This is a genomic window from Nocardiopsis flavescens (assembly GCF_900141985.1).
Classification (GTDB): domain Bacteria; phylum Actinomycetota; class Actinomycetes; order Streptosporangiales; family Streptosporangiaceae; genus Nocardiopsis; species Nocardiopsis flavescens.
In genome coordinates this window covers 32354-46049 of record NZ_FQZK01000022.1, presented here as the reverse complement: position 1 = coordinate 46049, position 13696 = coordinate 32354, and the positions used below count along the sequence as shown (strand labels likewise).

The 13696-nt window shown below is 73.2% G+C and carries 9 protein-coding genes; 5 read left to right on the top strand and 4 right to left on the bottom strand.

Annotation, left to right across the window (positions count from 1 at the left end):
* Positions 1 to 63 precede the first annotated feature (63 nt).
* The gene (locus BUE45_RS25510; protein WP_073382731.1) at positions 64 to 1746 is read right to left on the bottom strand and encodes a S1C family serine protease; all 1683 of its coding nucleotides are present in this window, start codon (positions 1744 to 1746) and stop codon (positions 64 to 66) included.
* 228 nt (positions 1747 to 1974) lie between these two features.
* Here BUE45_RS25510 and BUE45_RS25505 point away from each other — a divergent pair, with 228 nt between their 5' ends.
* Entirely contained in the window at positions 1975 to 2580 is a 606-nt protein-coding gene (locus BUE45_RS25505) for a response regulator transcription factor (RefSeq protein WP_073382729.1), read from the top strand.
* 51 nt (positions 2581 to 2631) lie between these two features.
* Here BUE45_RS25505 and BUE45_RS25500 read toward each other — a convergent pair whose 3' ends face one another.
* Entirely contained in the window at positions 2632 to 4803 is a 2172-nt protein-coding gene (locus BUE45_RS25500; RefSeq protein WP_073382726.1) for a SpoIIE family protein phosphatase, read from the bottom strand.
* A gap of 264 nt (positions 4804 to 5067) precedes the next feature.
* Between BUE45_RS25500 and BUE45_RS25495 the strand changes: the two genes are divergently transcribed.
* Together BUE45_RS25495 and BUE45_RS25490 are read left to right on the top strand one after the other, a co-directional pair.
* A complete protein-coding gene (locus BUE45_RS25495) occupies positions 5068 to 9450 on the top strand; it encodes a HAMP domain-containing protein (RefSeq protein ID WP_073382723.1) in 4383 nt (1460 codons plus the stop codon).
* A 5-nt stretch (positions 9451 to 9455) separates the two neighbouring features.
* Positions 9456 to 10097, top strand: coding sequence for a response regulator (locus BUE45_RS25490; RefSeq protein ID WP_073382852.1), 642 nt, complete (start codon positions 9456 to 9458; stop codon positions 10095 to 10097).
* Between the two features lie 39 nt (positions 10098 to 10136).
* Here the strand turns inward: BUE45_RS25490 and BUE45_RS25485 are convergent, their stop codons facing one another.
* Positions 10137 to 11225, bottom strand: coding sequence for a GAF domain-containing protein (locus tag BUE45_RS25485; protein ID WP_245833472.1), 1089 nt, complete (start codon positions 11223 to 11225; stop codon positions 10137 to 10139).
* Between the two features lie 187 nt (positions 11226 to 11412).
* On the opposite strand from BUE45_RS25485, the gene BUE45_RS25480 reads away from it, so the two are divergent.
* Together BUE45_RS25480 and BUE45_RS25475 are read left to right on the top strand one after the other, a co-directional pair.
* A complete protein-coding gene (locus BUE45_RS25480; protein ID WP_073382719.1) occupies positions 11413 to 12174 on the top strand; it encodes an ANTAR domain-containing response regulator in 762 nt (253 codons plus the stop codon).
* 123 nt (positions 12175 to 12297) lie between these two features.
* Entirely contained in the window at positions 12298 to 12648 is a 351-nt protein-coding gene (locus BUE45_RS25475; protein WP_073382716.1) for an STAS domain-containing protein, read from the top strand.
* Between the two features lie 12 nt (positions 12649 to 12660).
* Here the strand turns inward: BUE45_RS25475 and BUE45_RS25470 are convergent, their stop codons facing one another.
* Positions 12661 to 13623 carry an anti-sigma factor RsbA family regulatory protein gene (locus tag BUE45_RS25470; RefSeq protein WP_073382715.1) on the bottom strand — a complete coding sequence of 321 codons (963 nt, stop codon included), beginning with the start codon at positions 13621 to 13623 and terminating at the stop codon, positions 12661 to 12663.
* Between the last annotated feature and the right edge of the window lie 73 nt (positions 13624 to 13696).

Here is a 13696-nt window from a genome sequence, read left to right as displayed (position 1 = left end):
GGGGCCTGTGCGGCCCCGCCCCCGGCGTTCTCCCGTGTTCCCCCGGCGTTCCCCCGCCCGGGGTCAGTCCTCCTCGGCCTCCTGCTCCACCGAGGCCGCGCTCTGCTCGCCGAGCGTCACGGTGATGTCCTTGACCTGGCCGGAGCCGCCGGAGCGCACGCCCAGCGTGATCTCCTCGCCCGGACGGTGCGAGCGGATCTGCGCGATGAGCTGGTCCGGCGTGGTGACCTGGACCCCCTCGACGGACACGACCACGTCCTCCGCGCGCAGCCCGGCCTCGTCGGCCGCGCCCCCCTCCGTCACCTCGACGATGGCGGCGCCGCCGTCGGGGCTGTTGGTGATGGTCGCCTCGATGGCCGGGTAGCTCGCGCTGCCCTCGGAGACCAGCTGCTCGGCGATCGGCTTGGCCTGGTTGATCGGGATGGCGAAGCCCAAGCCCACCGAGCCGCTCTCCTGGGAGATGCCGGCGATGGCGGTGTTGATGCCGATGACCTCGCCCGCCATGTTCACGAGCGGGCCGCCCGAGTTGCCGGGGTTGATCGCCGCGTCGGTCTGGATGGCGTTGATCACCGTCGAGGTCTGCCCCGTGCCGCTCTCGGTGGCGCCGGTGTTGACCGGCCGGTTCAGCGCGCTGACCACACCCGTGGTCACCGTGCCGGACAGCCCCAGCGGGGAGCCGATCGCGACCACGTCCGCGCCCACCCCGACCTGGTCGGAGTCGCCCAGGACGGCGGGTTCGAGCCCGCTCGCGCCCTGCGCCTGGACGATGGCGATGTCGGACACCGGGTCCGAGCCCAGCACCTCGGCCGGCGCGGAGGTCCCGTCGTTGAACAGCACCTCCAGCGGCCCGCCCTGGGCGGCGTCCACCACGTGGGCGTTGGTGAGGATCTGCCCGTCGGAGGAGATCACCACCCCGCTGCCGCCGCCGTTGGCGGTCTGGATCGACACCACGCTCGGCAGCACCTTCTCGGCCACCTCGCCCACCTCGCCCTCGGTGGCGGTCCCGCCCTGCTCGCCGTTGAGGGAGCTGACCGGGCCGCCCAGGCCGTCGGGGAAGAAGTAGGCGGTGCCCAGCGCGGCGGCCGGGCCGACGATGAGGCTGGTGACCAGGGCCGTGGCCGCGGCGATCCCCACCACCCGGCCGCCCCGCCTGCGCTCGGGCCTCGGGCCCGCGGGCCCGGCCGCGGCGCCGTGCGGGCCGTAGGGCGGCTGACCGCCCCCGAAGTGCGCGCCCCCGAAGGGCCCTTGGGGCCCCTGGGGACCGCCGGGGCCCTGCGGCCCCTGCCCCCCGGGACCGTGCGGGCCCGGCGGGAAGGGCCCGTGGCCCCCCGGCACCTGCCCGTAGTGGGCCTGCGGCGCCGGGCCGCCCGGCGCGGCCGGGCCGAACCCGCCCTGGGGCGCGGCGTGCGGCACCTGGCCGGGGCCGCCCTGGTGCGTCCCCTCCCCGCCCCCGGGGGGGAAGGAGAACGCGACCCGGTCGGCCTCGTTGGGGCCGGTGGCCCAGCGCGGCGGCTGGTCCCGGGCCCCCTCGTGCGGGTGGTCGTGCGGGGCGAACCTGGGGCCGGTGCCCTCCGAGGGTCCGGGTGCCCCCGCACCCCGGCCTTCGGAGGGCTCCGACCCCTGCGGACCGGTGGCCCCGTGGGCGGCGGAGGCTCCCCCCACCGACCCGGCGGCGTCGGCCCCGGGCGTGTTCTCCCCGGTCGAGGCGTCGGGTTCGGTACCTGGTGTGGGTTCGTTGGGGTTCAACTCATCCTCCGGCGGGACGATGTTCCGATCTGGTGTGCTCCATCATGCGGCGCATGGGTTAGAACAGGGTGAGAGCCCGATATACCGGGGTTTCGAGTCCGTTCTCCCCCGGAGGGCGACCGCAGGGGCCACCGTCCGTCCTGGTCTGTGTCTCTTGCGACCTATGCACCTAGTTGTCCGGAACACTATCGCGCCGCGACCGGACCGACACAGAGCGAAGGGCCGACCTTGATCAAGATCGTGCTGGCCGATGACGAGCACCTGGTCAGAGGGGCCATCGCCGCGCTTCTGAGCCTGGAGGACGATCTGGAGGTCGTCGCCGAGGTCGGGCGCGGCGACCTGGTCGCCGACGCGGTCGGCGAGCACGCCGCCGACATCGCCGTCCTGGACATCGAGATGCCCGGGGCCACCGGGCTGGAGGTCGCCGCCCGGCTCGGGGAGACCGCCCCCGGCTGCGGCGTCGTCATCCTCACCAGCTTCGGCCGCCCCGGCTACCTGCGCCGCGCCCTGTCCGCGGGCGCCCGCGGGTTCCTCGCCAAGGACGCGCCCGTCGACCAGCTCGCCGGGGCGATCCGCCGGGTCCACGGGGGCGGCCGCTACATCGACACCGACCTGGCCGCCGCCGCGATGGTCGGCGGCGAGAGCCCGCTCACCGACCGCGAGGCCGAGGTGCTGCGCGCCGCCGCCGACGGCGCCACCGTCGCCCGCATCGCGGCCGCCCTGCACCTCAGCGAGGGCACCGTCCGCAACTACCTGTCCAACGCCATCGGCAAGGTCGGCGCCGACAACCGCATGGCCGCCATCCGCACCGCCCAGGACATGGGCTGGCTCTGAGCCCCCGCCCGCGGCGCCCCGCGCCCTGACCGGGCGCGCGGGCCCCGGGGGTCACAGGAAGCGCAGGACCAGCATGGCGGTGTCGTCCGTGTGCCCGCCGGGCGCGTACTCCTCCAGCTCCCGGTCGATACGGCTGATGACCGCCTGGGCCGACAGCCCCGAGCAGCCGGAGAAGATCCGCTCCAGCCCCGTGTCGCCGAGCATGTCGGAGTTGCTGCGCCGCTCCGTCACGCCGTCGGTGACCGCCAGCACCACCTCGCCCGGGCGGATGTCCACGTTCTCCGTGGTGAACCCGACGTCCTCGAACGCCCCCAGCAGCGGCTGCGAGGTGCCGAACTGCTCCACCTCGCCCTTGGGGTTGAGCCGCAGCGGCAGCGGGTGCCCGGCGCACACCATGCGCACCCGCATCCCGCCCCCGCCGTCGGTGGCCGGGGTCATCTCCCCGTACAGCATCGTCAGGAACCGGGTCGAGGTGTTCTCGTCCAGGATCGCCATGTTCAGCCGCTGCATGATGTGCGAGGGGGTGAACCCCTCCTTGGCCAGCGCGCGCAGCGTGTGCCGGGCCAGGCCGGTCACCGCCGCCGCCTCCGGGCCGGTCCCGCACACGTCGCCGATGGCGAAGCACCACCGGCCGCTGGCCGCGAACACGTCGTAGAAGTCGCCGCCGACCACGTTCTTCTCGTCCGCCGGACGGTAGAACACCGCGTGGTCCACGCTGGGGATCGACGGCTCCTTCTCCCGGGCGGGCAGCAGGCTGCGCTGGAGCGCCACGCTCATCGAGGCCTGCCGCTCGTGCAGCCGGGCGTTCTCCATCGCGGAGGCCACCCGGCGGCTCAGGTCGTCGGCGACGTCGACCTCCTCGCGGGTGAAGTCGTCCGACTCGTTCTTGCCGATGGTCATCCGGCCCAGCTCGCGCCCGTGCGCCACCAGCGGGATGCTGATCGCGGGGCCGCGCACCAGCTCGCGGACCAGCCCGTCGTCGATCTCCTCCTCGGTGAGGTCGGCCGGCCCCCACAGCGGCTGCGGGTCGCGCTGCTCGCGCGGCGGCTCCCCGGACAGCAGGTCGCGCAGCACGTCGTTGTAGTTCTCGTTGCCGTGCATGACGTGGGTCAGCCGCGGCACACCCAGCTCGTTGACGGCGTGGATGGCGCACCAGCGCCCCAGCCGGGACGTGATCAGCTGCGCCGCCAGCGCCCCCGTCATCCGCTCGTCCAGCGTGCCCGCGAGCAGGTCGCTGGCCTCGGCCAGGAAGCTGAGCGAGGCCCGCCGGTTGAGCTCCACCTCGGCCAGCCGGGACCGCTCCACGGGCAGCGCGATCAGGTCGGCGCCCTCCTGGAGCCGCTTGGCCGCCGCCGCGGCGAAGTGCCGGGTCCGGCGCGAGGCCACCCCGAGCAGGCCGGTGACCCGGCCGTCGACGATCAGCGGGGCGGTCACCAGCGAACGCATCCCGGCCCGCGACAGGCGGCCCCGGTGGGCGCGCGCGATCATGAGGTCGTCGTTGATCACCGCGCCCGGCTCGGGCGCCGCCGACGGGAACGCCTCCTCGGTGCGGATGCGCAGCGGCCGCCACGGCGCGCCGCCGGAGGTGAGCCCCACCGCGGAGCGCACCTCCCACATGGTCTCGTCGGAGGTGGCCAGCGCGATGTAGGCGGCGTCCCCGCCCAGCGCCGTCGTGGCGTACTCCACGGTCCGCTCCAGCAGCTGGGGCAGGCTCAGCCGCGAGCCCAGCGCGGCGTCCAGCGCCGACCACGGCGCGGGCCGCGGGGGCCGGCCGGGTGTGCGGCGCACCGCCGCCGGGGCCTCCAGGGAGGACGCGCCGTCGCCGGCGTCGTCGATGCGGAACCACACCGCCTTGTCGGCGCGCCCGTAGCTCACACCCCAGCTGGAAGCGATCGCCGAGGCCAGCGCCAGCCCCAGCCCGCCGCTGCGCTCCTCGCTCCGGGAGGGGGAGGCGTCCACGGCGAGGGGGCCGGCCTGGGGCACCGCGCGCTCGGGCGCGGCGTCGGTCACCATCACCTCGACGGAGCCCTCCAGGCGCCGGACCGTCACCTCCAGGGACGAGCGGGCATGGATGACCGCGTTGGTGACCAGTTCGCTGACCAACAGGATCACGTCGTCGAACGGGTCGGGCACACCCCAGGACAGCAGGGTGTCGTGGACGAACTCGCGGGCCGCCGCCGCGGTCTCGGGCGCGGGCGGGAACTCCCGTCGAGCGACCTTCAAGGTGTCATGTGCCGGCAAACCGTCAGGTCCTTCACCACTGGATTCAACGCTGGACACGGACTCGGGAGAGAGGGGGTGGACACTGACACGATACGCGGCCCCGGGCACCCCGACCGGTCCGGACGGCCCCCGGGCGGGCCACGTCCGGCGGGGGCCGACATGGGCAACCCTCCTGTGCGGCTTGGCACGGGCGGTTAGTGTGGGTCGATACGTCCGCTCACAGCCCGGTGGTGGCCGGTCACACGGTCATGGAGGAGGGGTTCGATGCCCGAGGCGGTCGGTGCAGTGGCCGACGACCAGCTCGACGAGATCCTGCGCGCGCTCTACCGGATGCGCGACGGGGACTTCAGCGTGCGCCTGCGCAAACGCGGCAACAGCACGATCAGGGAGATCGCCTCGGTGTTCAACGAGGTCGTCGACCACAGCGAGCAGCTCAGCAGCGAGCTCAAGCGGGTCGGCGGCGTCGTGCGCAACGAGGGCAGGCTCAACGAGCGCATCAACGTCAACCCCTCCCGGGGCGCGTGGGCGGAGAGCGCCACCGCCCTCAACACCCTCCTGGACGAGGTGGCCGAGCCGGTCACCGACGTCGCCCGCGTCCTGGACGCGGTCGCCGAGGGCCAGCTGACCCTGCGCGCCTCCACCCAGGGGCGGCGCGGCGACCTCAAGGGCGACCTGCTGCGCCTGGCCACCACCGTGAACCGGATGGCCGACCAGATGAGCGGGTTCACCCAGGAGGTCACCCGGGTGGCCCGCGAGGTGGGCACCGAGGGCAAGCTGGGCGGCAGTGCCCGCGTCGAGGGCGTCTCCGGCGCCTGGCGCGAGGTCACCGAGGCGGTCAACCAGATGGCCTCCCGGCTCACCGTGCAGGTGCGCGACATCTCCGAGGTCACGACCGCGGTGGCCCGCGGCGACCTCAGCAAGAAGATCACCATCGACGTCCAGGGCGAGATGCTGGAGCTGAAGGACACCGTCAACACGATGGTGGACCAGCTCTCCACGTTCGCGGACGAGGTCACGCGCGTGGCCCGCGAGGTGGGCACCGAGGGCAAGCTGGGCGGCCGGGCCAACGTGCGCGGCGTCCAGGGCATCTGGAAGGACCTCACCGACAACGTCAACTCCATGGCGGACAACCTCACCAACCAGGTGCGGGACATCTCCCAGGTGACGACGTCCGTGGCCCGCGGCGACCTCACCCAGAAGGTCCAGGTCGACGTGCAGGGCGAGATGCTCGCCCTCAAGAACACCGTGAACACCATGGTCGACCAGCTCGACTCCTTCGCCGACGAGGTCACCCGGGTGGCCCGCGAGGTCGGCAGCGAGGGCAAGCTCGGCGGTCGCGCCAACGTCAAGGGCGTGTCGGGCATCTGGAAGGACCTGACCGACAACGTCAACTCCATGGCCAACAGCCTCACCTACCAGGTCCGCAACATCTCGCAGGTGACGACGGCGGTGGCCGCCGGCGACCTCACCAAGAAGATCACCGTGGACGCCCAGGGCGAGATGCTGGAGCTGAAGGACACCATCAACAAGATGGTGGACCAGCTGTCCGCGTTCGCCGACGAGGTCACCCGGGTCGCCCGCGAGGTGGGCACCGAGGGCAAGCTGGCCGGCCAGGCGCACGTCCGCGACGTGTCCGGGGTCTGGAAGGACCTCACCGACAACGTCAACTCCATGGCCAACAACCTGACCTACCAGGTGCGGCAGATCTCCATGGTCACCCGCGCCGTCGCCGCCGGCGACCTCACCAAGAAGGTCACGGTCAACGCCAAGGGCGAGATCCTGGAGCTCAAGGAGACCATCAACGTGATGGTCGACCAGCTCTCGGCGTTCGCCGACGAGGTCACGCGCGTGGCGCGCGAGGTGGGCACCGAGGGCAAGCTCGGCGGGCGCGCCGACGTCAAGGGCGTCTCGGGCATGTGGAAGGACCTCACCGAGAACGTCAACTCGATGTCGCACAACCTCACCACCCAGGTGCGCAACATCTCCGAGGTCACCACCGCGGTCGCGGCGGGCGACCTCACCAAGAAGATCGACGTCAACGCCCAGGGAGAGATCCTGGAGGTCAAGACGACGGTCAACACGATGGTGGACCAGCTGTCCGCCTTCGCCACCGAGGTCACCCGCGTCGCCCACGAGGTGGGCAGCCAGGGCCAGCTGGGCGGCCAGGCCAAGGTCGAGGGCGTCTCGGGCACCTGGATGCACCTCACCGACAGCGTCAACGGCCTGGCGGGCAACCTCACCACGCAGGTGCGCGCCATCGCCGAGGTCGCCAACGCCGTCGCCAAGGGCGACCTCACCCGCAACATCCAGGTCGACGCCCGCGGCGAGATGGAGCAGCTCAAGGACAACATCAACCTGATGGTGTCCAACCTGCGCGAGACCACCGCCACCCAGCGCGACGCCGACTGGCTCAAGTCCAACCTGGCCCGCATCTCCGGGCACATCCAGGGGCACCGCGACCTCCACGAGCTGGCCCGCCTCATCATGACCGAGGTCACACCGCTCATGGGCGCCCAGCACGGGGCCTGCTACCTGCCCGAGGACGCCGACGACGACGAGGCCTTCCTGTTCTACGCCGGGTTCGGCTTCGACCCCTCCGAGGGGCGCCGCCGCATCCGCAAGGGCGTCGGCCTGGCCGGGGAGGCGCTGGCCCAGCAGACCGAGCTCCAGGTCGCCAACCTGCCCCAGGGGTACGTCACCATCTCCTCGGCCCTGGGCGGAGCCCAGCCGCGCCACCTGTACATCCTGCCGATCCTGTCGGAGGAGCGGACGCTCGGCGTCCTGGAGTTCGCCTCCTACGACGAGTTCCATGAGATCCACAAGAACTTCCTGCGCCAGCTCGTCGCCCTGCTGGGCACCACGATCAACACGATCCTGGCCAACAAGCGCACCGAGGACCTGCTGGAGCAGTCCCAGCAGCTCACCAACCAGCTGCGCGAGCGCTCCAACGAGCTCCAGCGCCAGCAGGAGGAGCTGCGCAACAAGAACGCCGAGCTGCGCCAGAAGGCCACCCAGCTCGCCAACCAGAACCGGGCCATCGAGCTCCAGAACCAGCAGATCCAGCGCTCCCGCAACGCCCTGGAGGAGCGCGCCCACCAGCTCCAGGTCTCCTCCAAGTACAAGTCCGAGTTCCTGGCGAACATGTCGCACGAGCTGCGCACGCCGCTCAACAGCCTGCTGATCCTGGCCCGGCTGCTGGCCGACAACGCCGAGCAGAACCTCACGTCCAAGCAGGTGGAGTTCGCCCAGACCATCCACAAGGCCGGCAGCGACCTGCTGCTGCTCATCGACGAGATCCTCGACCTGTCCAAGGTCGAGGCGGGCCGGGCCGAGGTCTCGCCCAGCGCGGTCTCCATCGACCAGCTCGTCGACTACGTGGAGGCCACGTTCCGGCCGGTCACCAGCGACCAGGGGCTGGCGTTCTCCGTGGACGTCTCCCCGGACATCCCCGACACCCTGTGGACCGACGAGCAGCGGCTCCAGCAGATCCTGCGCAACCTGCTGTCCAACGCGGTCAAGTTCACCGCGCAGGGCGAGGTGCGGCTGCTCATCGAGCCCGCGTGGGCGCTCGACGACGCCGACCTGGAGATGTTCGTCGAGAACGAGGAGATCATCGCGTTCACCGTCGCCGACACCGGCATCGGGATCGCCGAGGACAAGCTCCAGGTGATCTTCGAGGCGTTCCACCAGGGCGACGGCGGCACCTCGCGCAGGTTCGGCGGCACCGGGCTGGGGCTGTCCATCAGCCGCAACTTCGCCCGCCTGCTCGGCGGCGAGATCCGGGTGCAGAGCGCCCCCAACCAGGGGTCCACCTTCACCCTGCTGCTGCCGGTGCGGCTGCCCGAGGACGCGGCCGAGCGCGCCGGGGAGGACACCGGGCTGGACGCGCTGCCCGCGCTGGAGTCCGGGCGCGACGACGACTTCGGGATGCCCCCGGAGGAGTTCGACGCGGCCGTGGCGGCGCTGACCGACCCGGGCACCGAGGCGCTGCCCGCCGTGCCCGTGCTCAGGGCGCCCGAACCCGTCGCGGAGGTGGCGGCCGCGGGCGAGGAGCCCGAGCAGGAGCGCCAGGGCGAGGCCCGCACCGACCCCGAGCGCCGGGCGGTGCTGGCCGGGCGCCGGGTCCTCATCGTGGACGACGACGTGCGCAACGTCTTCGCGCTCACCAGCGCCCTGGAGGCCCAGGGCCTGGAGGTGCTCTACGCCGACAACGGCCACGAGGGCATCGCCAAGCTGGAGGCCAACGAGGACATCTCCCTCGTCCTCATGGACGTGATGATGCCCGACCTCGACGGCAACCAGACCACCGAGCGCATCCGCCAGATGCCCCAGTTCGCGGACCTGCCCATCGTCTCGCTGACGGCCAAGGCCATGCAGGGCGACCGCGAGCGCAGCCTGGCGGCCGGCGCCACCGACTACGTCACCAAACCGGTCGACCTCGACCACCTGCTGGACGTCATGCGGCACTGGCTGACCGTGGACCCGGCCGACAGCGCGCCGGGGTCGGCCACGGACCCTGGGGCGGCGTCCGGGCCCCGGACGGGGCACAATGGCGCGGAAGGAGACAGCACCCGCAGCAGTCTCGGGGATGACACCGGCCCCAAGGGGAACACCGGCAAGGACGACCCGACCGAAGACCTGGAGTGACCGCCGTGACCCAGAAGGCCAACATCCTCCTCGTGGACGACCGCGACGAGAACCTCATCGCGCTGGAGGCGGCCCTCACGTCCCTGGACCAGAACCTGGTCCGGGCCAGCTCCGGGGAGGAGGCGCTCAAGCACCTTCTGGGCACGGACTTCGCGGTCATCCTGCTGGACGTGGTCATGCCGGGGATGGACGGCTTCGAGACGGCCGCCCACATCAAGCAGCGCGAGAAGACCAAGGACGTGCCGATCATCTTCCTGACCGCCCAGGAGATCGACCGGCACCAGGTCTTCCGCGGCTACGCCTCGCGGGCGGTCGACTTCCTGCTCAAGCCCTTCGACCCGTGGGTGCTGCGCTCCAAGGTCGAGGTGTTCGTCGAGCTGCACCAGCTCAAGGCGCAGATGAGGGAGCAGGCCCGCACCCTCCAGCGCGACCTGGGGCAGGAGACCGGCGAGCCCGGGAAGGTCCTGGCCGACCAGCTCGCCCACCGCTCCGGCCAGGTCCAGGAGGAGCTGGCCGGGCTGCGGCGCCACATCGTCGACACCTACCAGGACACCGACCAGCCGCTGGTCGACGGGGTGCGCCGGGTGGACCGCGCGTACTCCCGCCTGTCCACCCTCATCGACACCCTGCACGGCCCCGAGGAGTGACCGCCGGGCCGGCCCGGCGGGGCCGGCCCCGGGGCGGGGTCAGCTCGGCCGGGGCGGCAGGGCCAGGCCGATGTGCTCGCCGATCTCCTCGATCAGGCCCAGGTCGGCGAGGCGGAAGCTGCCCCGGTTGCTGCGCCGGATCAGGGTGAGCGCCCCGCGCACGCCCCGGCTGCCGCGCAGCGGCACCGACAGCAGCGACCCGGCGCCCAGCACCGACAGCAGCGGCGCGCCCGAGGAGGCGCGGCCCAGCACGCCCTCCTCCTCGATGAGCGGGAACAGCAGCGACTGCCCCCGGCCCAGCACCTCGCCGGGGATGTCGCCGTCCTCGGTCGCGGCCCCGGACACCTCACGGCGCTGCCCGGCGGTGGCGTCGGCGGGGCCGGCCACCACCGCGCGCCGCGCCGCCCGGGGGTCCCCGGGCAGGTCGCACACGTCCACGATCACCCAGTCGGCGTAGGAGTCGGCGAGCAGCTCGGCGGCGTCGGCCAGCGCCAGCGGCTCCCCGGCCCCGCCCGGCCCCGCCGAGCGCAGCAGCAGCCGGGTCATCCGGGTCAGCACGTCCAGCCGCCGCGCGGCCAGCACCACCACCTGGTCCTCCACCTCCGTCTCCAGCGGGGCGGGGCCCTCCTCCTCGCCGCCGTTCATCGGCGGCGACATCGCCACCAGCACCAGCGGGTTCGGCTCGGAGGGCAGCACCAGCCGGGTCAGGGTCAGGTGCACGTCCTCGGCCCACCCGCGCTGGGCCAGCCGGGACTCCAGGTCGGCGTCGCCGTCGCCGCGGACCACCGCCGCCAGCCACGAGCGCATCGCCGCCCGCCGCCGCAGGTCCACGAAGTGCACGAACGGCTTCCCCGTCAGGTAACCGGGGCCGCTGCCCAGCCGGGTCGCCCCGGCGTTGTTGATCCGCCGGATGTACCCCTCGTGGTCGAGCAGCACCACCGGCACGCGCAGGTCGGCGAACATGGCCCGCAGCAGCGCGCGGTCGCCGTCGTCGCCCTGGCGGCGCTGCTCGGGCGGGTCGGCGTGCGCGTTCGCGAGCTGCGCGCCGGCCTCGCCGAGCAGGCGCTCGGCGTACTCCAGTTCGGCCAGGGACGCCTCGGCCGTGCTCTGCCCGTCGTCCGGGTACATGGTGTGCGTATCACGCAGGGCCGTGATGCGCTCGCCCAGAGCGGTGATCTCTCGTTGCAGCTCCGCCAGGTGCACGCGGGCTCTCCCTGTCGTCGCGGTCGGCCATGACTTTCACGACGCTAACGGATGTGTCCCGCCGCGGCGGCACGGGGCTACCGTGGACCTGGAGGAACGAGGAGGCCGGATCGTGTGGATCGAACGCCTGGCCCGCGACATCGGCGCGCTGGGGCACAGCGGGAACACCACCCTCGAACGCGCCCTGGACCAGATGGGCAGGGCCGCCGCGCTGGGCGTCCCCGGCTGCTCGGCGGCGCTCGTGGTGGTCTGGCGCGAGGTGGTCGGCCCCGACGGCTCGGTGCGCCACGTGGTCGCCGACTACGGCGCCTCGCACGCCGACCTGGCCGCCGCGTTCGAGCACCAGTACACGACCGACCAGGGACCCGCGGTGGAGGCGGTGCGCGAGATGCGCCAGGTCCGGGTGGGGGACGTGCTGCGCGAGTCCCACCGCTGGCCGCGCTACACCAGCATGGCCGTGCAGTGCGGGGACCGCTCCTCCCTCACCCTGCCCAGCCCGCTGCCCGGCGACGGCGCCGACGCGGACCGGGTGGTCACGTTCGGGGTGCATTCCGTGCGGCCGGACGCCTTCGACGAGGGCGTGGTCGCCCCGCTCACCGCCCTGCTGGCCGAGCACGCCGCGGCGTCCCTGGCCACCGTCGGCCGCCGCACCGACGAGGCGCGCCAGAGCGCGCACATGCGCCGCGCCATGTCCGCGCGCACCGTCATCGACCAGGCGAAAGGCATCATCATGCACGCCCGCGGCTGCGACGCGGACACCGCCTTCGCCGCGCTGCGCGAGGTGGCCCAGCGCAACCGCAAGAGGGTCGTGGACGTGGCCCGGGACCTCGTCGCCGAGAACACGGGCCCCAGGACCGGGGCGTCCGGGGGGTGAACGCCGCGGGCCCGCCGGGTGTGACGGGCGGCGATGAGTCCCGAGCGTGATCGAAAGGCGCGATGATGGGCAGGGGCCGGGTGCCGTGACCGGCCGATCCGACGGCGACAAGGAGTGGCGAGCGTGGCGTCATCAGACATCTCGGTCCGTCGCGAGGACGGGATCGTCGTCGTGACACCCGTGGGGGAGATGGACGCGGTGACCTCGCCCGCCCTGGCCGTGGAGCTGGACCGCATCCTGGTCCCCGAACCGCCGCAGGGCGTGGTCATCGACCTCACCAAGGTGGGGTTCTGCGACTCCCGGTGCATCGGCGTCCTGGTCGCCTCCTACCGGCACGCCCGCGACCTGGGGGTGGGCCTGGTGGTCGCCGAGCCCCAGCGCCAGGTGATGCGCCTGTTCATGATCGCCGGGATCGACCAGGTCATCCCGATCATCGACACGGTGGACGCGGCCGTCGACGGCCTCCGGGGCTGATCCCCGCCGCTCTCAGTGGACGTCTCCGGCGCGGTCCTGTCCGCCGTCGGCCGGCAGGTCCTCCACGCGGTGGTCCAGGAAGTGCAGCCGCACCGAGGAGCCCTCGCCGCCCCCGGTGATCTCCAGGTAGTCGCAGATCTGCCGGGTGATCCAGAGCCCGTAGCCCCGGGGGCGCAGCCCGTCGGAGGGGCGGTACCCGGCCAGCGGGTCGGCCGGGCCCCCGCACTCGTCGGTCACGTCGCACACCCACCGGTCCCAGGACCGCCACACCCGCACGCCGCCCTTGCCCGCCCCGTGCTCCACCACGTTGGCGGCCACCTCGTTGACGGCCGTGACCATCCGCTCCACCCGGTCGGGGTCCATCCCCTCCGACCGCCCCAGGGCGGTCAGCTCCTGCCGCAGCCGCGGCAGGGACGGGCCGACCTCCAGCCGGTGCACGGGTCCCTGCACGGGCAGCGGCTCGGGAGCGCGCGGACGCGACCCGAACGCCGCGGTCCCCTGGTACGACGGGTTCGCGCGCGGCCCGTCGGCGCCGACCAGTACCGGGTGGGTGGCGAGCACCGCCGCCCGGTCGCGGGGGGACAGCGAGCGCTCGTCGTGGACGCACACCAGGCGCATCCGGGAGGGGGCCAGGGCCGTGCACAGCACCGACTCCCAGCGGCGCCACTCGCGCCGCTCCAGGGCGCCGTGGAGGAGCGGGGGCTCGACGACGGCGACCACTCCGCCGGGGTGCGCCGACGCCATCCGGTGCAGCGCCGCCAGGGCGCGCCCGGGAGAGGCGTACAGGCGGTCGCGGTCCACGACGCGCACGTCCGCCGCCGCGTCCCCGGGGAGCGCGGACAGCAGCCCCGCGGCGCGCACGCCGGAGACCGCCAGCACGGTGCGGGCGCCCGCGGCGGGGCGCAGCACGTCGGCCACCGCCTCGCGGAGCCGGTGATCGCGGCGGAAGAGCAGGCCCTGGTGTTCGAAGGTCATGGATCCGTGGTCGGCGGGTCGGGGGTCGCGGAGCCCGGGTGCGGGAGCCGTCGACCGAGATGTACCCGCTGCG

Coding starts and splice junctions, on each gene's coding strand:
- BUE45_RS25470 (WP_073382715.1), bottom strand. CDS start 13,623: ATGACCTTCGAACACCAGGGCCTGCTCTTCCGCCGCGATCACCGGCTC.
- BUE45_RS25485 (WP_245833472.1), bottom strand. CDS start 11,225: ATGTACCCGGACGACGGGCAGAGCACGGCCGAGGCGTCCCTGGCCGAA.
- BUE45_RS25495 (WP_073382723.1), top strand. CDS start 5,068: ATGCCCGAGGCGGTCGGTGCAGTGGCCGACGACCAGCTCGACGAGATC.